Below are 20896 nucleotides of genomic sequence, written 5' to 3' on the forward strand. Positions count from 1 at the left end.
GCGCCGCGCCCCCCCGTCGCGGGACAGGTGACGCCGCCTCGTCCCGCCACCGCCGTGGGAGGAGCCGCCACCCCGGCCCACCCGACCATGGCGCCTCGTGTTCCCGGAGCGGCCCCCGGGCAGATGCGGCCCACGACTCCGGTCCCTGGCGCCGCTCCAGGCACCGCCGTCCCCACGGCGCGGCCCGCCGCGACGCCCGTGCGTGCGCCCACGACGGCTCCCGCGATGTCTCCGGCGCCCATGGCGCATCAAACTCCGCCCGTGGCCGCCGCTCCCGAGGTGGCTCCCGCTCCCACCGCGCCCGCGGTGTCGGGAGGCTTCCCCTCGGCGGCGAAGATGACGGCGGCGGGAGGGCGCAAGCCGCGCATCCTCATCGTCGACGACAGCGAGATGACGGCCCGCATCATCGAGGCGGACCTGGTGACCAAGGGCTTCGAGGTGCACATCGCCGACTCCGCGGACAAGGCGACGAAGATCATCCTCAAGAAGCAGACGCGTCCGGACCTCGTGCTGCTGGACGTGCGGATGCCCAACGTGAACGGCGAGCAGTTCTGCCGGTTCATCAAGAGCAACAGCCTCTTCAAGGGCATCAAGGTGCTGCTGTGCTCCGGGGAGAACGTGGAGGAGTTGCAGCGCATCTGCCGCGAGGCCGGCGCCGATGGCTACGTGCCCAAGGACGCCGTGCTGGGCAACCTGGTGGCCAAGGAGCTCAACCCGGTCGTCCCGAACGAGTAGTCCCCTCCCCTCCTCCCGGAGCCCGCCGCTACACGCCCGGTGGGCGCCGGAAGGGACCGGCCACCTCGGCCAGGGCCTCGGCCACGGACAGCAGGGCCTCGTCCTTCCACCGCCGGCCCACCACCTGGACGCCCAGGGGCAGTGTCCGCCCGGACGCGGGAGGCAGCGGCATCGCCACCACCGGGTGTCCCGTCAGGTTGAAGAAGTTCGAGAAGCCGCACGTGCCCTCCATGTACGGCACGCGCCGTGCGTCCACCTCCACCCAGTCTCCGCTCGGGCGGTGGGTGAAGGCCGCGCCCATCGTCACCGGGCACAGCCAGGCGTCCCACCCCACGAGGAAGTCCTCCACCTTCGCCATCATCTGATCGCGCACCGAGAGCGCCTGGACGTAGTCCGTCATCCGGCCCCACAGCCCACGAACGATGCCGCGGTTGATGGCCGAGTCGCCCCGCATGGAGCGAAAGTGCAGGGCCGTCATGACGCGGGCAGGCAGGGGGATCTCCGCGCCCACCTCGGCGCCCAGCAACTGGCCCCAGGCCGTCCACACCGCGTCGAAGTCGATCTCCGGCGTGCGCCGCTCCACCACGCACCCCGCCCCTTCCAGGGTCCGCGCCAGTCCCGCCAGCGCCGCGCGCGTCTGTGCCGAGACGGGCATGCCGCCAAAGTCGTCCGTCCACACGAAGCGGTACGAGCGCAGCTCCCGCCTCGGCACCTCCTGGAAGGGCACCGGGGGCATCTCCGTGTCCACGCCATCCGGCCCGGAGAGGATCCGCAGCGCGAGCCGCAGATCCTCCACCGTGCGCGCCAGCGGCCCGGCCACGCCCTGGTGGCGCACGCCGCGCGCAGTGCCCGGCAGGCCCGGGATGTGGCCGGACAGGGGGATGCGGCCATCGGTGGGCTTGAGGCCGAACACGCCGCAGTAGTGCGAGGGGATGCGGATGGAGCCGCCGATGTCACTGCCCACCTCGAGGGGGCTCATCCCCGCCGCCACCGCCACCGCGCCGCCCCCGGAGCTGCCTCCCGGCGTGCGCTCCACGTCCCAGGGGTTGTTCGTCCGGCCGAAGACGGTGTTGTGCGTCTGCGTGTCCAGCGCGAGCCGGGGCAGGTTCGTCTTGCCCACCACGACGGCGCCCGCCGCCTTGAGCCGGGCCACCACCGTCGCGTCCCGCTTTGGCACGTAGTCCGCCAGGCGCTCGAAGCCGCTCGTGGTGCGCAGCCCCGTCGTCTCGAAGGCATCCTTGATGGTGAGGGGCACGCCGTGCAGGGGCCCCCACACCTCGCCGCGCGCGAGCGCCTCGTCGGCCTCGCGCGCCCGCGCCCGCGCCCGCGCCTCGTCCAATGTCACGAGGGCATTGAGCCGCACGTTGTTGCGCGCCACCTGCTGGAGATGGGCCTCCAGCAATTCCACGGCGGACACGTCACGAAGGCGCACGCGCTCCGCCATCTCATGGGCGGGCAGAAAGGCGAGTTCTTGCATCCACCGAGTCTATGCCCGATCCCCTCGCCCCTGTCGCTCGTCGAGACCGCGCGCGAAGTTGCCGATGACGAGCCCTGGCCGGGCCGCCTTGAGCCGGCGCAGCAGCTCGCGGATGCCCACCGGCTCTCCGCCCGCGCCCTTGTCGCGCGCCACCTCCAGGTACTGGATGGGATCGATGCACAGCGAGCGCGTCTGCACCTGATCCACCTTGTACTTCTTCACCAGTTTCGCCAGCGCCTGCACCTCGCCCTCCCGGTCGGTGACGCCCGGGAAGAGCAGCAGGTTGAGCGCGAGGTAGGCCCCGCGCTCGCGCGCCAGGGCGATGGACGCCTCCACGTCCTCCCAGCCGTACTTCACCGGCTTGTAGTAGGCCTCGTAGAGATCCTTCACCGCCGAGTTGAGCGACACGCGGATGGCGTCCAGGCCCGCGTCGAAGAGCGCCTCGAGGCCGTGGGTGAGGCTCGCGTTGGTGTTGATGTTGATGGAGCCGCGCGAGGAGTGGGCGCGCATGTAGCGGATGGACTCGGCGATGAACTTCCAGCGCGTGAGCGGCTCGCCCTCGCACCCCTGGCCGAAGCTGACCATGGTGCGGCCCGGCGCGTGCTCCAGGTGGTAGAGGCCAATGGCGCCCATCTCCTCGGCGCTCGGCCCGTCATCCATGCGCTCGTGCGAGGCGGGCGGCCCGTCGGCGGGCTGATCCGAGATGCAGCCCACGCAGCGCGCGTTGCACATCACCGAGGCGGGGATGGCGCCCTCGTCGCGCACGTAGAAGATGTTCTGCGAGGTGAAGCACCGGTAGAGCATGGCGCACGTGGTGAGCTGCTTGAGCACGCGGTTGCCGGGAAAGCGCGCCAGGTGCGTGTCCACCAGCTTCTTGAGCTCCGGGGTGGAATAGCGCTCCGGCTCCCAGTGCGAGCGCTTGTCGGTGTGGATGGCCCACGCCACCGGGCCGTCCTCGCCCCAGGCGGCGGCCGTGTACGCCCACTGCGGCAGCACCGGCCCGGAGGCCTTCACCTCGCCGGGCAGGAACGTGCGCGTGTAGCCCGGGGGCAACAGCGCGCCCACGGCGCTGGGCACGAAGGTCTTCCCCTCCAGCTTCATCTCGCGCACCAGCTCCAACTCGCCCGTCTCCGGGTTCAGCCCCACCGGCAGCCGGCCAGGCAGATGCACGAGCCGTCCCGCGGAGGGCAACGGAATGGGCTTGTCCTGCGGCGGGACGAGTTCCTCCCCACTGCGCAAGGTGGCCAACAGGTAGGGGTGCTCCATCACCCGGCCCTTGGGATCCGCGAACAACAACTTCGGTGCCTGCGTCATGATCCCGTTAACTACCATTGAAGGGCGCGGCTTTCGACGCATGCCTGGGCGCGTCTTGACTCCCCCCAGGGCCCTGCCTAGGGTCCGCCCGCTTTTCGCCGCGCCTGGATCGCGGCGCATCTGGAGGCATTCCACGTGATTGTCGGCGTTCCCAAGGAAATCAAGACCCGGGAGTACCGGGTGGGCATGGTTCCGGCGGGGGTCCGTGCGCTCACCAGCGCGGGTCACACCGTGCTCGTCGAAACCAATGCGGGCGGTGGGTCGGGCATCCCCGACTCGGAGTACCAGCGGGTGGGCGCGCAGATCGTCCAGACCGCGGACGAGGTGTGGAAGCGCGCCGAGATGGTCGTCAAGGTCAAGGAGCCCATCGCGCCCGAGTACGAGCGCATCCAGGACGGGCAGATCATCTACACCTACTTCCACCTGGCGGGCGTGGACCCGGAGCTCACCCGCACGCTGGTGAAGAAGCGCGCCTCGGCGGTGGCCTACGAGACCATCCAACTGGATGACGGCAGCCTGCCGCTGCTCAAGCCCATGAGCGAGGTGGCCGGGAAGATGGCCATCCAGGTGGGCGCCGCGTGCCTGGAGAAGGCGCACGGGGGCAAGGGGATCCTCCTGGGCGGCGTGCCCGGCGTGCGCCGCGGCCGCGTGGTGGTGCTGGGCGGCGGCGTGGTGGGCACCTGCGCGGCCAAGGTCGCCGTGGGCATGGGCGCGGAGGTGACGCTCATCGACATCAACCTCGAGCGCCTCACCTACCTGGATGACGTGTTCCTCGGCCGCGTGGCCACGCTCGCCTCGGACTCGGAGAGCATCTCGCGCAGCGTGCGCGAGGCGGATCTCGTCATCGGCGGCGTGCTCATCCCCGGCGGCAAGGCGCCCAAGCTCGTCTCCGAGGCCCTCATCGCCGAGATGAGCCCCGGCTCCGTGGTGGTGGACGTGGCGGTGGACCAGGGCGGCTGCATCGAGACGTGCGTGCCCACCACCCACGACAACCCCACCTTCGTGAAGCACGGCGTCGTCCACTACTGCGTGGCCAACATGCCGGGCGCCGTCCCCCAGACGTCCACCTTCGCCCTCACCAACACCACCCGGCCCTACGCCCGCAAGATCGCCGACCTCGGCCTCGTCGAGGCCATCAAGTCCGACAAGGCGCTCGCCCGCGGCCTCAACACCTACAACGGCCACGTCACCTACGAGACCGTCGCCAAGGACCTGGGCTACAGCTACCTGCCCATCCTCGACGCCATCGGCGCCAAGGGTGCGGCGAAGTAGTCGCTCGTCCTACCTGAACCGACGTCCCCCCCCTTTTCAGCGGGGGGGACGGGAATAAGTTTTCCCCCCGCGCGTCTCCTGCCCTTTCGGGCAGCCGTGCAAACGGCGCGAGGTGATTGGCTTGTTGTCCAATCTGTTCCCGTACATACATTGACGGGTGGACCACGACTCATTTGCCTGCAATTTCGGGCCTTTGGAAGGCGGGAGCATGCTGGACTTCAGGCAGAACAATCGGACCAAGCAGGAGTTCGAGGAACTGGCCCTGGCCCACCTCGATCCGCTGTACTCCGCGGCCTTGCGGCTGACGAAGAACGAGCGGGATGCCGAGGACCTGGTGCAGGACACCTGCATGCGGGCCTACCGCTTTTTCGACAAGTTCGAGCGGGGCACCAACATCAAGGCCTGGCTGTTCAAGATCCTCACCAACACCTTCATCAACCGCTATCGCCGCAAGGTGAAGGAGCGCAGTGTGGTGGAAGGTGTGGAGCGCGAGGCGGTACATGAGCGCTTCGTGAGCCGGGACGCCACGGACTTCGCGGCCAACCCCGAGCAGTACTTCTTCGATCGGCTCCTGTCGGACGACGTGTTGAGGGCCATCGACGCGCTGCCCATCGACTTCCGGCTGGTGGTGATCCTCGCGGACCTGCAGGAGTTCTCCTACAAGGAGATCGCGGAGATCCTCGAGTGTCCCGTGGGCACGGTGATGAGCCGGCTGTTCCGGGGCCGCAAGCTGCTGCAGAAGACCCTGAAGGAGTACGCCGAGGGCACCGGCGTGCTGCGTCAGGAGGCGGGTGGCGAGCCGGTGAATCTCGAGAACGCCACGGCGAGCCTGGACGAGTATCGTCGCAGGAAGAAGGTGGGGTAGTCCGAGGTTGATGGGCCCGGAGAAATATTTCTCCACGGGCCCACCGCCTTCACCCCTCCCTGAGCGCTCATGACCTGCCAGGAATTCGAGTCGATTCTCTACCTGTACCTCGATGGGGAGTTCCAACCCGAGGAGCGCGTGAGCGCGGAAGCGCACCTGAAGGGGTGCGCCACGTGCGCGCGCCGGGTGCACGCGGAGGGGCAGTTGAGGCAGTCGCTGCGCCGGGCCGCGCGCCACTCCGTGGAGACGTCCCGGGCCCCGGCGGCCCTACGCTCCCGGCTCCAGGCCAATCTCCACCAGGAGCAGCGCCGGGCGGCCCAGGCGGCGTGGTTGCGCATGGGAGCCGCGGCCCTGGTGTTGGTGACCGTGGGCGGTGGCACCTGGATGGCGCTGCGCCCCGAGCACCGCCAGCGCTACATGGAGGATGCCGTCCGGCGCCACACCAAGAAGCTCCCGGTGGAGATCGTCGGGGTGTCGCACGAGAACGTGGAGGCGTGGTTCGACGGCAAGTTGGATCACCGCGTGTCCGTGCCCCGGCTGCACGATGTGCGGCTGTCCGGCGCGCGCATCTCCAACGTGACGGATCGCCCCGCCGCGTACATCAGCTACGAGCACAACGCGGAAGGCCAGGGCGGACCCGCGCGGCGCATCGGGGTGTTCGTCTTCGATGACGCCCGGCGCGAGGTCGAGGCTCCCACCCTTCCCGCGGTGCAGGTCGGCTCCAGCCTCGGCTACAACGTGGCCATGTGGCGCGACGGGGAGCTCGTCTACGAGCTGGTGTCGGATCTCAACGAAGCGGACATCCGCCGCATGCTCGCCGAGCAGTCGGCCCAGAAGGCCGCGGCCGTGGCGCCGACGACGCCGTCCGTGCCCGTGCTCCCCGTGTCGCTACATCCTTGATCCGGCTCGGGTTGCTCGCTTCTCCCAGCAGCCTGACGGCCGGGCCCCCTCTTGGACCGAAGATTGACGGTCTGGGTGTGCGCCGATAGCCTCCGAGCGATTTTCTTCCAGACTCGTCGCTCCCGCGTCCCACCGCGGGAAGCGCGCGCTCCTCCTGGTCCGGCACCTCTTCCATGTCCAAGAACATCCTGATTGTCGAAAGTGACACCACGCTCTCCGCGACGCTGCGAGAGGCCCTGGAGGCCCGGGGCTTCGCGGCGCAGGAGACCACCGACGGCAAGGGGAGTGTGGAGCGCATCCGTCAGGAGCGGCCGGATCTGGTGGTGCTCGCGGTGGACCTGTCCGCGGGGCAGAACGGCTACCTCATCTGCGGCAAGCTCAAGAAGGACGACGAGCTCAAGCCCATCCCCATCATCATCATCGGCAACCCGGACGGCTTCGCGCAGCACCGCAAGCTCAAGGCACACGCGGATGACTACGTCTCCAAGCCGGTGAACCCCGAGGAGCTGGTGGAGCGCGTGGGCGGGCTCATCGGCTTCCCGGAGCTGCCCGCGGGCGAGGTCGTCGACGACGGCTTCGCGCTCGGGGACCTGGACGGCTCGGGCGATGCGCCGATGCAGGGCGAGGAGCTGGCCATCGAGGGCGAGCCGCTGGAGAGCCAGGGCGATGATCTCTCACTCGACAATCCCTTCGGCGAGCCGGGCGAGCCGCTCGGCGGCATCGAGGAGCCGGTGGAAGCGCCCGACGAGCTGCGCTCGCCGGAAGAGGACTACGGTGGCCTGGATGACCTGAGCGGCGGCGGGGACGACAACGAGCTGGACTCGCTGGGCGTCAGCGACGACAAGACGATGGTGGGCTTCCGGATGCCCACCGCGCCCCCGCCCGCCCCCACTCCGGTGCCCCGCCCTTCCATGGTGATGCCCGCGGTGACGAGCCGTGCCGCGGCCCCCACCCCGGCCCCTGTTCCCACCCCGGCCCCCGTCCGCGTCACGGCCCCGGCCCGCACGGCCCCGAGCGCCCCCGCGGCCTCCGCCGCGGACATGGCGGAGCTGCGCAACCTGCGCGCCCGTGTGGCCGAGCTGGAAGGCGCCCTGGACGATGCCCGCAACCAGGCGAGCACCGCCGAGTCCCGCGTGGCCGAGCTGGAAGCCGAGCTGGAGTCGCGCACCACCGAGCTGGAGACGCTCAAGTCCAGCGCCGGCAAGAATGATCAGGCCACCCTGACGCTGCGCGAGGCCTCCAACCGCAAGGATCGGGAGATCCTCCGGCTCAAGACGGAGCTGAACCAGAAGGAGCAGGAGATCGTCGAGCAGCAGGATCGTCTGCTCGCGCTGGAGCAGCAGACCAACGGCTCCTCCGAGGAGCTCGCCCGGAAGGACTCGCAGCTCAAGGTGCTGCAGGCCAAGGCGGAGCAGCTCCTGATGGATCGTCGGCGCGTGGAGCAACAGGCCACGGCACTCAAGGAAGAGGCCCGGAGCGCCACGGCGCGCGCCACGGCGCTGCAGGCCGAGGTGGAGCAGTACCAGATGCAGTCGGGCGAGGTGGAGGATCTCCGGGCGCGGGCGGATCAGCTCGAGGCGGAGCTGACGTTGGCGCGCAACGACGTGGACGCCGCCCGGGCGGAGCTGGACGATGCTCGCGCCCAGGCCAGCCAGGAGAGCGACGAGCTGCGTCGGCGCGTCACCGAGCTGGAGGACGCGGTGTCCCGCAACGAGGGCCGGGTGGCTCGCCTCTACACGCGCATCAAGGCCGACGAGAAGGTGCGCGAGAAGGCGAAGAAGGCGCTGGCCATCGCCTCGCAGCTCATGGAAGAGCAGCCGGTGGCGATCCACGACGACGAGGAAGCGGTGGCCTGAGCCCCTCGTGCCCGTCCTTCCCGGGCGGGCGCGTGCTGGAGCGGGGGCCTCGCGCCCCCTGCCCCGCGGAAGACGGCCCTACTTCTCTTCCTTCTTCTCGTTCTTCTTCTCCAGCATCTTCTTGGCGACGCCCTGGAGGCCGGACGGCACGTTCTTGTCGCGCGACAAGTCCTTGACGTCGTTCTCGCGCAGGGTGTTGAGGAACTTCATCCCCACGGCGAGCGGCAGCTTGGGGTTCTTCAACAGCGCCATCTTGATCTTGTAGTTCTTCGTCCACTCCCGGCTGTTGTAGATGTAGCGGAGGATCTCCTCGTTGACGGCCTTGTTGCCGGCGCAGTTGAGGATCTCGCCCGCGGTGATGCGCGGGCTGCGGATCGCGGCGGTGCAGACGAGCTTGTTGGTGTCGCGCAGGAGGTGGCCGCGCGCCTCCTTGTTGCCCAGCGTCGCGAGCTTGATCTTCTGCGCGATGCTCATCTTCATGATGCGCTGGGTGAGGCTCTGCCGCTTGACCTCCTCCATGGGCGGAGGATTGGGATCCTCGTCCTCCACCTTCTCGTTGGCGCCGTCGGCCTGGAACTCCGCGATGACCTCCTCGGCGGTGGGGCCGGGCTCCGGCACGGCGGCGGCGGCCTGGGGCCCGAACAGACGCACGCGCGCCGCCTGCATCTGGGGGACGTCCGCGAGCGCGAGCCCGCTGCGCACGGCGAAGTCACACACGTTGTCGATCAACGCGGGGCTCGCGTTGGGGTTGGTGCACAGCTGGCGCAGGATGTCCTCGTGGCGCAGCACGCGCAGCTGGTTCTGCCCGATGATCTCCGCCACCTTCGCGCTGCAGTCGCGCGCCACCTGGGCCACGGCCTCGTCGGGCGTGGTGGTGTTGAGCACGAGCATCTCCGCGAAGGCGTCCTTGGTGCGCAACAGCGGCAGGAGCCAGCCGAGCACCTGGGGCGCGACGTTCTCGTCCCGCAGGCCCGCGGAGAAGCGGTCCGGCAGGGCGGCGGCCGTCTTGGTGGCCGTCTCGCGCACGCTCGCGTCCGCGTCGAAGGTGAGCATGAAGAGCGCGCCGAGCATGTCCACGGGCGCCAGCGGCACCATGGCCTTGGCGGCCATCATCCGCAGGGGCACGGGCGCGGCGGGGTCCACGTGCTTGCGCGTGTTGGGCGGGAGGACCTCCGCGGAGATGGGACAGCCGGCGGGAGTCGCGGCGGGAGGCTGCGGGGCGGTGCTCATGGGGTGTGATTCCTTCCGTAGATGATGCGCAGTCCCTCGAGCGTGAGGAACTCGTCGACTTCCTGGATGTGCGTGGAGGCGCCCGCGACGAGGGGCGCGAGGCCGCCGGTGGCCACCACGTGCGTCTCGAATCCGAGCTCCGCCTTCATCCGCGCGCACAGGCCATCCACCATGGCCACGTACCCGAAGAAGAGTCCGGACTGGATGGAGTGCACCGTGTTGCGGCCCACCACGTGCGGAGGCCGGGCGAACTCCACGCGCGGCAGCTTGGAGGCGTTCTGGAAGAGCGCCTCCATGCCGATGTGGATGCCGGGGCAGATGGAGCCCCCGAGGTACTCGCCCCGGGGCGTCACCGCGTCGAAGGTGGTGGCGGTGCCGAAGTCCACGACGATGAGGCCCCGGTGGTGCTTGTCGTAGGCGGCCACCGCGTTGACGATGCGATCGGCGCCCACCTCGCGCGGGTTGTCATAGAGGATGGGCATGCCCGTCTTCACCCCGGGCCCCACGAAGAGCGGACGCGTCTTGAAGTAGCGCTCGCTCATGCGTCCGAGATGGGACTGCAAGGGCGGCACCACGCTGGAGACGGCCACCGCGTTCACCGCGCCCGGCTCGATGCCGCTGGCGAGGAAGAGCTGGCGCAGCAGGATGCCCAGCTCGTCGGAGGTGCGGCGCGCGCTCGTCTCCACGCGCCAATGACTCAGCAGACGCTGGCCGTCGTATACCCCCAACACGGTGTTGGTGTTGCCCACGTCGATGGCGAGAAGCATGGCTCGCCACGCAGTCTAGCGGGGCCGCACCTGCTCCACATCCCCGGCGAGTACCCTTTCCAGGCGCCCCTCCGGCGTGCGCACCAGCAGCGCCCCCGCCGCGTCGATGTCTTCAGCCACACCGCGCAATTCCGCCCGGTCCGTCCGGACCCGCACCTCCTGGCCCAGCGTGGAGGACAGCTCCACCCAGCGCTGGCGCACCGGCTCGAAGCCCACCTCGTGGTGGAGATCCATCCACTCCTCCAGCCGCCCCCAGAGCGAGCTGGTGAAGAGCGCCCGGTTGACGCGCCGGCCGAGCACCCGCGACAGCGAGGTGGCCGTCTCCGCCAGTTCGGGCGGGAAGTCCTCGGGGCCGGAGTTGAGGTTGACGCCCACGCCCAGCACCACGAAGTGCACCTGGTCCGGGTCTGCGGACAGCTCGGTGAGGATACCCGCCACCTTGCGCCCATCTATCTGCACGTCGTTGGGCCACTTGATGCGCGCGTCGGCGTCCTGCTCGCGCAGCGTCTCGGCGAGCGCCACCGCGGCCACCAGGGTGAGTTCCGAGGCGCGCTGCGGCGGCAGCTCCGGCCGGAGGATGGCGGAGAAGTACAGGTTCACCCCCGGGGGCGACGTCCACACCCGGCCCCGGCGGCCCTTGCCCGCCGTCTGCTGCTCGGTGATGACCACCTCGCCGTGCTCGGCGCCCTCCGCGGCGAGCTGGAAGGCCGTCACGTTGGTGGACGGCAGGCTCTCGTGGAAGTGGATCTGCTGGCCCAGGTGGTGCGTGGACAGCAGCGGCGTGAGCTCCAGCGGCGTGAGCTTGTCCGGCACGTCCACCAGCTTGTAGCCCCGCGCGGGCACGGCGTCGATGCGGTAGCCCTTGCCGCGCAGCGACTCCACGTGCTTCCACACGGCGGTGCGCGACAGGCCCAGCTTGTCCGAGAGCGCCTCGCCCGAACAGAACTCATCCCGTCCCTCCACGAGGAAACCAAGGATGATCTCTTCGTACGTCTGCTCGGCGCTCTCGACACCCATGGGGCCTGCCTTCCTGAAAAAAGGCCCACAGGGTAGGGAGGCGCGATCCGACTTTCAACCCGGCCCCCTCCCCTCCTGTCGATCAAGCCGCTCGCCTGCCCTCCTGGCGGCCAGCTAGCGGCCGGAGAGCAGCAGACCGGGGCCTTCCTCGATGCGGATGACCTGGGTGGGGGCCCGGGTGCTGCGCAGCGAGTCAATCCACTGCACGGCGGCGATGACGTCCGCCTCGCGCGTGTCGTGGGTGAAGACGACGATGGTGGCGTGCGTGTCCTCGGGGCGGGGCGGGCGCTGGAGCACCGAGTTGATGCTCACCCCCTTCTCGCCGAGCACGCTGGCGATGCGGCCCAGCACGCCGGGCTCGTCGCTGACGGAGAAGCGCAGGTAGGTGGGCCCGCGGCGCTCCCCCGGAGGCAACAGGGGCACGTCCTGCACGTTGGGCGCGCACGGCAGGGGCAGACGGCCCGACACCCCCGCCAGCAGGCCCCGGCAGGTGTCGATGATGTCGGACACCACCGCACTACCCGTGGGCAGGGCTCCGGCGCCCAGGCCCGAGAAGAGCGAGGCACCCAGGGCCGCGGACTGGAGCAGCACCGCGTTGAAGCCGCCCTTCACGTCGGCCAGGGGGCTGGCGGCGGGGATGAAGGCCGGGTGCACGCGCACGTCCAACCCGTCCGACACCCGGCGCGCCCGCGCGAGCAGCTTGAGCACGAAGCCCGCCTCGCGCCCATGGGCGATGTCCGCCGGGGTGAGCGTGGAGATGCCCTCCACGAGGATGGACCCGGGGGACACGCGCGCGGAGAAGGCCAGCGAGGCGAGCAGACACAGCTTCTGCGCCGCGTCCATGCCGCTCACGTCCAGCGTGGGGTCCGCCTCGGCGTAGCCCAGCTCCTGCGCGCGCCGCAGCGCGTCCGCGTACGTGGAGCCCTCGTCCGCCATGGCCGAGAGGATGAAGTTGGTGGTGCCATTCACGATGCCCGTGAGCGACTCCACCCGGTCCGAGGCGAGCGCCTCGCGCAGCGTGCGGATGATGGGGATGCCGCCACACACGGCCGCCTCGAAGTGCACGTCCACGCCCCGGGCGATGGCGCTCGAGAAGAGCGCCTCGCCGTGCGCGGACAGGAGCGCCTTGTTGGCCGTCACCACATGGCGGCCCGAGGCGATGGCCTGCTCCACGTACTCGCGCGCGGGGCTCAGGCCCCCCATGAGCTCCACCACCACCGACACCTCGGGGTTGGCGAGGATCGTCTTCATGTCGTGGGTGATGAGCGCCGAGGGCACGTCCTCGGGACGCGCGCGGCCCGGCTCGCGCACCAGCACGTGATGCACGCGCACCCGAGCGCCCAGCCGCCGCTCGATGTCCTTCGCGTGCTGCGTGAGGATGCGGTACGTCCCCAGTCCCACGTTGCCCAGCCCCAACAGGGCGATTCCAATCTCCTTCATGGCGCTGCCTCCGCCTGGCCTCGCGCGGTCGGCGCCCCAGGGTTGAGTTGATAGGACACCAGCTCCAGCGACGTCTGCGGCAGGCGCTCGCCGTTGCTCTTCTGGACGAACAGCTCCATGCGCACCAGGCCCACGCCCCGCGCGAAGGTGAGCGCGTTGATGAGCGTGGTGTTCGCGTCCACGCGGTTGCTCGCCTCCACCCGGACACACGTGGGGAAGGCGCCCGCGCGCGTCTCACACGGCACGTCCGCCTGGAGGATGCGGTAGCGCTCGGTGGACGCCACGGACACCACGTTCGTCCACTGGCTGCCCTCGGTGAGCGGCCCGCGCAAGAGGTAGCGCTTGCGGTCGCGCACCCCGAAGGCGTCCACGGTGAGCTGTCCGCCCTGGCTGTCGTGGAAGTAGCCGTCCTCCTCCTTGAGCACCTCCACCGACACCGGCTTGTCCTCGCGGCCATTCACCCGGTACGTCCAGCGGTTGCCCACGGCCAGCGGGTAGTACGCGGACAGCGACTCGGTGGCACGCGAGGAGGACTCGGACGCGGAGTCGGCCACCGGCTGCCGGCCCGCGCACGCGCCAGCCCCCAGCACCCACGTGGCCCCGAGGGCCATTCGTACGACGACAGACGAGAGCTTCATGTCTCAGTGTTCCGCGCGGTCCGTGCCGCGCGCCTCCGGGGTGGCGAGCTTGTGAGCCGCGTAGAGTGTATCGAGCGCCTGCTGGGCCGCGGCCTGGACATCGGGCTGATCATGCCCCTGTGCCACGGTGAAGAGATACGCCTCGGCCTCGGCCCCGCCGATCTCTCCGATGGCGAAGACGACCTCCTGCATGAAGCCCACGTCCCGCTCCTTCACCAGCTCGATGAGCGCGGGCACGGCGGCGCTCTCCTTCATCTCCACCAGCGCGCCCATCGCCTGGCGCGCCACCTGGAGATCCTCGTCCTGCAACTGGCGGATGAGCAGCGGGGCCGCCGCGGGGTTGCGCCGCTCGGCGAGCACGCGCAAGGCGAACTCCCGCACCCGCTCGTCCGGGGACTGGAGATCCATCACCAACGCCCCGTCCGGGCGCCCCACCGCCGCCAGTTGGAGTCTGGCCGCGTCGGCCAGTTGGACGAGCCCGCGCCGCAGGGCCTCGCGCAGCGCCTTGCGCCGGGCCTCGGCGTCCTTGGCCTCCACGCGCACCTCGCCCAGCCCCACCACCTGGTAGCGCTGGGTACCCTCCCCCGAGCGCCGCTCCATCACCAGCGTGGCGCCCACCTCGGCGAAGGAGTACGTGCCGCCGTCCTTGAGCGCCTCGCGGGTGAAGGGCAGCTCGAGCGTGAAGGACCAGGAGCCCGGCTCACTCCGCTCGGGTGCGTCCTCCGAGAGCAACTCGAAGCGGCGGCTGTCTCGCAGCACGTCCGTGAAGAGCGCCTGGATGTCCGACGCGGACCATCCGAGCAGACCGTTGTCGATCACCGTCGCGCCCTTGAGCGAGACGTGCTCCACCGGGAAGCGCGGCTCGCGCGAGCGGCAGGCGCCGAGCAGCAACAGCGCCACGAGGAAAGGGAGCAGGCCGGACTTCATACCGGCCTACCCTAACCCAGTCCCGCGCGCCCCTCACGCCCGGAGCGCGTGGATGTCAGGCCGTTCCGCCTTCCGGCGAGCCACCGTTCGATGAGGACGGCCCGGGCTCCCCCTGGGGCTTGGGCTCCTCGGGGGCGGCCGGAGCCGCCTCGGGAGCTGCCTCCGGGACAGGCGACGTCTCGACGGCCACGGCGGGCTCGGCGGGCGGCACGTCCAGGGCAAGCGAGCCCTGGGCCTCGACCGGAGGAGCAGAAGCGGCCTCCACGGGCCCCGCCTCCACGATCGTGGCGGTGACCAGGGTGGTCTCCTGCTGGGTGGTGGTCTCCATCGCCGCGGTCTCCACCGTGGTGGTGGACACCAGGGACTCGGTGGTCACGGCGACGGCGACAGCCCCCTCGGCGGCGCCCGGCTCACCCGGAGCGCCCTCCGGCCCACGACCGCCCCGGCCGCGACGGCCCCGGCGACGACGACGACGACGCTTGCGCTCACCTGCCGCCGCGCCCTCTTCCGAACTCCCCGCCTCGCCTGCCCCACCCGCCACGAAGGCGCTCGCGGCCTCGAGATCCTCGTCCTCGCCCTCCTCGTCGCCCTCCTCCTCCTCGGACAGGCCAGCGGGCGCCGTGGGTGCCGCCTCGGGCGCGGCCGCGGCGGGCGCGGACTCCTTGCCCGGCTCCTCCTTCGCGGCCTTGCGCGCCTGGCGGCGCTCCTCCCGGCGCGCGTCCCGCTCGCGCTGACGCTCCTCGCGCCGCTCCTCCCGGCGCTTCTGGCTGTCGTCCGTGGCCTCGACGGTGACGGGCCCGCGCGACTCCCCTTCCACGCCCGCCTCCTCGCCCTCGTCGGCGCGGGACAGCTTCTCGCGCTGGCGCTCCTCGCGCCGCTTCTGGGCCTCCTCGGCCTCCAGCTTCGCCACCTCGAAGAAGCGCTCGTCGACGTCGTACAGCTCCACCGTGGTGACGCTCACCGCGGCCTTCGCCTCGAGGAACTTCTCGCCCAGCGCGTCGCCGCACCACAGCATCACCAGCGAGCCACTGGCCTGGGCCTCGGTGCGCGCATCGCCCCGGGCCTCACCGGCGCACGCGAGCAGACCCACCTGGGCCGCGTAGTGGCCCAGGTCCTTGCGCAGCTCCTGCACCGCCTTGCGATCCAACGCGGGCGCGCCCTTGAGCATGCGGATGGCGAAGCGCAGATCCACGCTGCCCTCGCGCTTGCGGGCGGTGAGCAACGGGCCTTCCTTGGAGCGCTTGGCCACCTTGAGCTCGCGGAAGCCCAGCGCGTGCATCATCTTCACGACGGACTTCTCGAAGGTGCCCACGTCCAGCTCGCCCAGGCGCTTGCGCAGCGAGCGCGCCACGGCCTTGCGCGCGTCCTTCACCGCGGAGCGCGCCGCCGTCAGCAGCGCGGCATCCGCCAGGGCCTCGGGGGCGGCGGCGGCGGCGCTCGGGCGGTTGAGCACCGGACGCCCGTCCTCGAGCGGAATGCCCAGCGCGGCGGCGAACGCGGCTTGCAGCTCCAGGGGCGGCGCCTCGCTCGGCGAGCCCGCGCGCTCCAGCGTCACCGCGCCCGTCTCCGTGGAGAACGAGAACTGGGGACGACGGCCCGCGTCGATTCGCCGCTGGTTGTCCTCCAGGAGCGCGGTGAGCAGCGCCTCCACCGTGGCGTCCTCGGCCGCCAGCTCCTTCGCGCGCGCCTGCTCGAGCAGCTGCTCCGGACGCAGCGATTGATCCGCCTCGCTGAGGATCTCGAACACCACCTCCGGCATCGGCGGGAAGCGGCGCCGGCGACCACCCCGGCCCTCCTCCTCCTCCTGGCGACGCTGCTTGCGCTCGCTGCCCCGGCCCGCCACGCGCACGTTGTCCGTGCGGGGATCCGGGTGCCGCTCGGTGGGCCGCAGAGCGGGCAGTCCCTCCTCGGGATGCGCCTCCATCACGCCCGTGTGCGCCAGTGCCTCCGCATCCTCCGGCAACGACCAGTCCGTCAGCGCGAACGTGTCCTTGGCGGTGACGATCACCTTGCGATCGCGCGTCCGGCGGGCCATCGCCGCGAGCCGCGACAACATCGTCAGCTCGGGCGTCTTGCCCACGTGGGACAGCAGGTTCTGGGCGATCGATCTCTCGGTGATCTCGAGGAAGTGGAGGGGACGGCCTTCGCTCTCGAGCACGCGGAGAGCGGCCTCATAAAAAGTCATCGACGATTCCCCAATAAATTCAAACGGTTACAAAAATGTAGGTCCGTTGGGCGGCGGATGCTAGCCATCGCTATTCTGGCTTGTCAACGAATGGGGAAGGGATGATCCGCTTTCGCATCGGACATCGATGGAAGCGCGAACCCGCGGAGGCGCCGCATGATTCCGTGTCGCTGGAATTGGACGGGGTGAATCTGCTGCCCGGCGCGGTGGAGGAAGCGCTGGTGGACGTGGTGCCCGCGCTGCTGGGGGCCCTGGCCGCGCTGCACGCGGGAGGGCAGAGGCTCGCGCAGGTGTCGCTCACGGAGGCGCACCTGGAGTTGGTGCTGAGACGTTCAGGAGGCGACATCGAGGTGCAGGTGGCGAGCCTGTCGCGTCCGGCGCGGCTGCTGCGGCCGGCGTTGCGGCTGGACGCGGAGGAGCTGGTGGAGGCGGCGCGGGCGTGTGGCCACGGCTTCCTGGAGGACCTGGAGCAGGTGGCGCCGGAGCGGCTGCGGGACGAGCCGGGCCAGGCGCTGAAGCGGGCCCTGAAGGAGCTGGAGGAGTCCGCGCCCCATCCCCGCGAGCTGCGCCCCGAGCCCTTCACGTTCCGCGCCACGGCCCCCACCCTGCCCGGCTTCGGCTTCGTGCTGGAGGATGGGGATGACGTGTTGCGGCGGGCGGCGCGGGAGAAGGGGCCGGCGCTGGCGTCACTGCTGTGTCCGGGCGAGGTGTGGCTGGCGCTGCCGCAGCGGCCGGTGGCGTGGCGCGCGCCGGGGCCGCCCTTCCTCACGGCGCTGGAGCTCACGCGGCAGGCGGCGGACCTGGCGCGCGCCATGGAGGTGGGCGAGCCGCGCTTCTCCTTCGAGCCCGCGGGCGTGCGGCCCGAGCTGACGTTGGACTTGAAGGCGGGAGAGGCGCGCCTGGGCGGGCCCCCCATCGCCCTGCGCGCCGAGGAGCTGCTCGCGGCCATGTACCACCTGGGCCAGGCGCTCGCCCTGGCCATGTCCGAGCGCGAGCGCTCGCTCGCGAACAACCCGTACCTGCAGGAGCTGACCGAGCGCAGCCGCGAGGGGCTGTCCCACCTGCGCGGCGCCGTCCGGCCCCCCGAGGAGGCGGGAGCCGCGCCGGCCCGGGTGGCGCCGGCCTCCGGAGCCTCCCGCCCGCTGAAGGTGCCGGGGAGGCTGCGCCGGCTGCGCTTCGAGAGCCTGTGGGAGCAGCGCAAGCTGGTGGACGCGGACACGGGGCGGCTGATGATGGGGCGCCAGGGGCTGGTGTACTCGTCGCCGGACATGGCGTGCGCCTTCGAGCGCAAGACGGGCAAGCAGGTGTGGCGGCGGGCGGCGAGCCATGGCGTGGCGGCCTCGGAGGACGGCTACAGCCTGGCGGCGAGCGCGGTGCGCCTGTGCGGCTTTCCCGGCAAGGGCTCGGGCGCGGACTGGTTGCGCGTGCATGACGGGTTGCGCGTCGGCCCGTTGCTCCTGCGGCAGTACGGCATGCTCTACACCCTGGCGGATGAGCGGGTGGTGCTCGCGCTCAACGAGGTGACGGGCCGCGAGGCCTGGCGGCTGACGCCCGCGCGCACGCGCCGGGGCTACCTGTCCATCCATGCCCACCGCGCCCTGCTGGCGACGGACTCGGGCTACCTCTACGGGCTGGGGCTCGGGGATGGCCAGGTGCGCTTCCGCATGAGCGCGTCCCTGCCCTTCCTGGGCGCGCCGGTGCCCTGGGCGCGGCGCTTCGTGGCGCTGCTCGGCCAGGGCTCCAACTCGGCGCTGCTGCTCGCGGACGCGCACACGGGCGAGGCGGTGTGGACGTACGAGATGTCGCTCGCCCTGCCCTCCACGCCGCTGCCCAGCGGCAAGCGCGTGTACATCGCCGGAGAGCTGGAGGGAGAGGGCGTGCTCTTGTGCGTGGACGCGGCGGGCCAGTCCCGCTGGCAGCGCGCGCTGCACCTGGGCCCGGGGCCCTTCGCGCTCGCGCGTCTGCCGGGCGCGGTGCTGGTGACGTCCGCCCTGGGCGCGGCGGCGCGGGTGAGTGACTCGGGCGAGGTGGACTGGCGCGTGGGCGCCTCGGGCGAGCAGCTCACCCGCCCCCTGCGGCCCATCGTCTCGCGCGGCGTCGCCCTGGTGCCGGGCGAGCGCGTGCGCGCGGTGGATCCCGTGCGCGGCGACGTGCTCGCGGAGGTGCGCGCCGGCGCGGGACTCATGGCGCTCCAGGCCGACGCCCAGCTCAACCTCTACTTCCTGGACGAGCTCGGCACGCTGTCGGCGTACCGGTTGGGCTCGCACTTCACGCTGGTGGGCGGCTAGCGCCTACTTGCGCGCCGCCTTGGCCGGATCGATCTCCTCCTCGGGGCGCTCGGTGACCTCGGCGCCCTCCCACTTCTCCCCCGCGCCGAGCCGCCAGTCCGAGGGCACGTCCAGCTTCCACACGTAGGAGGCCGTCACGTCCCCGCCCGACACCGCGCGCGAGCTCACCTCGAAGGCGATCTCCATCTTCTTCACCTCGTTGGGCACCAGGTCCATGTCGTAGTGGCCCAGCACCATCTGCGGCGGGAACTCGGCGATGAAGCGCTCGGGGAAGTCCACCTTCATCGAGGGGTCCTCCGCGCTCATCTCGCCCAGCAACTTGCCGCGCTCGTCCGTGAGCTTCCACTGCGTCTTGAACGAGGCGCTCGTCACCATCTTCTTCACCTTGCCGTCCGAGCGCTCCTCGCGCTGGGCGCCCCAGAGCGCCAGCCGCAAGCGCACCTGCGGCTTGTCGAGCACCTTCACCACGTCCGCGGACACCACGTCCAGGCGCATGCCCTTGTCCGTCGCCGTCCACATGGGCGCGTACTTGCCCTCGCGCATCTGATCGAACACCTGGCGCGTGTACTCGTAGAAGGCCTTGCGATCCTGGACGCGGTCATCCTTCTCGCCGCGCTTCTCCAGCTCGGCGAGGTACGCGTCGTACGTCTTGCCCAGCTTGTAGCGATCCTGGTGCGCGTCCACCTGCGTGAAGTACGCCTTGAAGAAGGGCGACAGCTCCTGCCGGTAGGCCTTCTCGTCCGGGTTGACGCGCAGCCAGCCCACGCGCTCCAGGTAGTCCTTCTGCACCCGGGCGAAGTCCGCATCCCTCTGGGCCTCGAGTGCCCGGGCACTCGAGGCACGGGTCGTCACCACCGCGGCGAGGATGACGCCGACGATGAGCACGATGAATCCGAAGTAACGCTTCACGCGAGCAGCTCCTGGGTCGGTGAAAAACGGTCGTAGTGATATGAAGCCTGACTCTCGTGTACCAGACCCACGGCTCCTACGTGTCTCCGGTTGCACTTCCCCTGGAGGAAGGCGGCCTGCTGGGCGCAGCCCGGATCGCCTGGTGCGCCTACGGCGAGCGCTCCGAGGACAATGTTGTGGTGCTGTTGCACGACCTGCCGCACTCCCACCACGCCCTTCACCCCGCGGGGCAGGACGCCGGCCCTCACTCCGGGTGGGGCTCGGAGTTACTCGGCGAGGGGCGGCCCCTGGACACGGCGGCGCTGCACGTGGTGGTGCCCAACCTGCTCGGCAGTCCGTTCGGCTCCACGTCGCCGGTGGCGGTGGATCCGCACGTGGGCCGGCCCTATGGCGCCGCGCTGCCCACGGTGACGGTGCTGGACATGGCGCGCGGGGTGGCGGCGCTCTTGCGCTCGATGAAGGTGGAGCGCGTGCGCGCGGTGGTGGGCGTGGGGCTCGGCGGGCTGGTGGCGCTGCGGCTCGCGGCGCTCTTCGCCGAGCGGGTGGCGGGCGTGGCGGTGCTCGGCGCGGCGCGCACCCTGCCCGAGTCCCTGCGCGAGCGCCTGGGCCTCTCCCGCCACCTGTTGCGCCTGGATCCCGACTTCCATGACGGGCACTACGCCCCGGGGGCCGGACCCCGGCGCACGCTGCGCAAGCAGACGCTGGAGTACCTGCGGCTCGTGCACGGGCCCGGTGGCGAGGCCCCGGACACCCCCCAGACGCTGGAAGCCCAGGCCCAGGCCCTCGCGGACTGCTTCGACGCGAACGCCTGGGCGCTGTTGTGCACGGCCTACGCGGGCGCGGACCTCACCGAGTGCCTGGCCGAGGTGCGCGCGCCGGTGCTGCTCGCGGCGGCCGCGAATGACGCCCTGGCCCCTCCCGCGCGCGTGCGCGACACGTACCACCTGCTCAGCGCGGCGGGCATCCGGGCGCACTACCACGAGCTGCCCGAGCCCTGCTCGCACCAGGGCCTGCTCGCCGGCTCCCGGCGACTGCACGGCCCCCTGCGCGACTTCGTGCGCCGCCGCGGCTGAGCG

Annotated in this window: 17 protein-coding genes; 7 read left to right on the forward strand and 10 right to left on the reverse strand. The window is 71.0% G+C overall.

The features are described 5' to 3' along the window. Positions 1 to 735: response regulator (locus D187_RS57820; RefSeq protein ID WP_245591722.1), on the forward strand; the 735-nt coding region annotated here is incomplete at its 5' end. Positions 736 to 763: 28 nt separating this feature from the next. Here the strand turns inward: D187_RS57820 and D187_RS14880 are convergent. Next, positions 764 to 2212, reverse strand: coding sequence for an amidase (locus tag D187_RS14880; RefSeq protein WP_002626144.1), 1449 nt, complete (start codon positions 2210 to 2212; stop codon positions 764 to 766). Between the two features lie 9 nt (positions 2213 to 2221). Further along, positions 2222 to 3526: a radical SAM family protein gene (locus D187_RS14885; protein ID WP_002626146.1), complete on the reverse strand. Its 1305-nt coding sequence runs from the start codon at positions 3524 to 3526 to the stop codon at positions 2222 to 2224. A 135-nt stretch (positions 3527 to 3661) separates the two neighbouring features. Between D187_RS14885 and ald the strand changes: the two genes are divergently transcribed. The 4 genes from ald (at position 3662) to D187_RS14905 (ending at position 8419) form a co-directional block, all read left to right on the forward strand. After that, positions 3662 to 4798 (forward strand): alanine dehydrogenase, encoded by a 1137-nt coding sequence (gene ald, locus D187_RS14890; protein ID WP_002626148.1) that lies wholly within the window; start codon positions 3662 to 3664, stop codon positions 4796 to 4798. Between the two features lie 208 nt (positions 4799 to 5006). Beyond that, complete coding sequence (locus tag D187_RS14895; protein ID WP_002626150.1) at positions 5007 to 5663, forward strand: sigma-70 family RNA polymerase sigma factor; 657 nt, start codon at positions 5007 to 5009, stop codon at positions 5661 to 5663. A 69-nt stretch (positions 5664 to 5732) separates the two neighbouring features. After that, positions 5733 to 6563, forward strand: coding sequence for an anti-sigma factor family protein (locus D187_RS14900; protein ID WP_002626153.1), 831 nt, complete (start codon positions 5733 to 5735; stop codon positions 6561 to 6563). A gap of 173 nt (positions 6564 to 6736) precedes the next feature. Further along, positions 6737 to 8419 (forward strand): response regulator, encoded by a 1683-nt coding sequence (locus tag D187_RS14905; RefSeq protein WP_002626155.1) that lies wholly within the window; start codon positions 6737 to 6739, stop codon positions 8417 to 8419. A 78-nt stretch (positions 8420 to 8497) separates the two neighbouring features. Here D187_RS14905 and D187_RS14910 read toward each other — a convergent pair whose 3' ends face one another. The 7 genes from D187_RS14910 to D187_RS14940 all read right to left on the reverse strand — a co-directional run bounded on the left by D187_RS14910 (position 8498) and on the right by D187_RS14940 (position 16623). Beyond that, positions 8498 to 9649: a hypothetical protein gene (locus D187_RS14910; protein ID WP_002626157.1), complete on the reverse strand. Its 1152-nt coding sequence runs from the start codon at positions 9647 to 9649 to the stop codon at positions 8498 to 8500. Then, entirely contained in the window at positions 9646 to 10416 is a 771-nt protein-coding gene (locus tag D187_RS14915) for a type III pantothenate kinase (protein ID WP_002626159.1), read from the reverse strand. The genes D187_RS14910 and D187_RS14915 overlap by 4 nt, the downstream gene beginning before the upstream one ends. A 15-nt stretch (positions 10417 to 10431) precedes the next feature. Beyond that, a complete protein-coding gene (locus D187_RS14920) occupies positions 10432 to 11433 on the reverse strand; it encodes a biotin--[acetyl-CoA-carboxylase] ligase (protein WP_002626161.1) in 1002 nt (333 codons plus the stop codon). Positions 11434 to 11547: 114 nt separating this feature from the next. Beyond that, a complete protein-coding gene (locus D187_RS14925; protein WP_002626163.1) occupies positions 11548 to 12873 on the reverse strand; it encodes a homoserine dehydrogenase in 1326 nt (441 codons plus the stop codon). Beyond that, positions 12870 to 13511 carry a hypothetical protein gene (locus D187_RS14930; RefSeq protein WP_020918048.1) on the reverse strand — a complete coding sequence of 214 codons (642 nt, stop codon included), beginning with the start codon at positions 13509 to 13511 and terminating at the stop codon, positions 12870 to 12872. The genes D187_RS14925 and D187_RS14930 overlap by 4 nt, the downstream gene beginning before the upstream one ends. 3 nt (positions 13512 to 13514) lie before the next feature. Further along, the gene (locus D187_RS14935; RefSeq protein ID WP_002626166.1) at positions 13515 to 14438 is read right to left on the reverse strand and encodes a HEAT repeat domain-containing protein; all 924 of its coding nucleotides are present in this window, start codon (positions 14436 to 14438) and stop codon (positions 13515 to 13517) included. 55 nt (positions 14439 to 14493) lie between these two features. After that, positions 14494 to 16623: an HTH domain-containing protein gene (locus D187_RS14940; protein ID WP_002626168.1), complete on the reverse strand. Its 2130-nt coding sequence runs from the start codon at positions 16621 to 16623 to the stop codon at positions 14494 to 14496. A 101-nt stretch (positions 16624 to 16724) separates the two neighbouring features. On the opposite strand from D187_RS14940, the gene D187_RS14945 reads away from it, so the two are divergent. Beyond that, positions 16725 to 18911 (forward strand): outer membrane protein assembly factor BamB family protein, encoded by a 2187-nt coding sequence (locus D187_RS14945; RefSeq protein ID WP_002626173.1) that lies wholly within the window; start codon positions 16725 to 16727, stop codon positions 18909 to 18911. Between the two features lie 3 nt (positions 18912 to 18914). On the opposite strand, the gene D187_RS14950 is transcribed toward D187_RS14945, so the two are convergent. Then, positions 18915 to 19820, reverse strand: coding sequence for a hypothetical protein (locus D187_RS14950; protein ID WP_002626175.1), 906 nt, complete (start codon positions 19818 to 19820; stop codon positions 18915 to 18917). 56 nt (positions 19821 to 19876) lie between these two features. Between D187_RS14950 and D187_RS14955 the strand changes: the two genes are divergently transcribed. Then, positions 19877 to 20893: an alpha/beta fold hydrolase gene (locus D187_RS14955; protein WP_002626177.1), complete on the forward strand. Its 1017-nt coding sequence runs from the start codon at positions 19877 to 19879 to the stop codon at positions 20891 to 20893. Positions 20894 to 20896: the final 3 nt, after the last annotated feature.

The organism is Cystobacter fuscus DSM 2262 (genome assembly GCF_000335475.2).
Lineage (GTDB): Bacteria > Myxococcota > Myxococcia > Myxococcales > Myxococcaceae > Cystobacter > Cystobacter fuscus.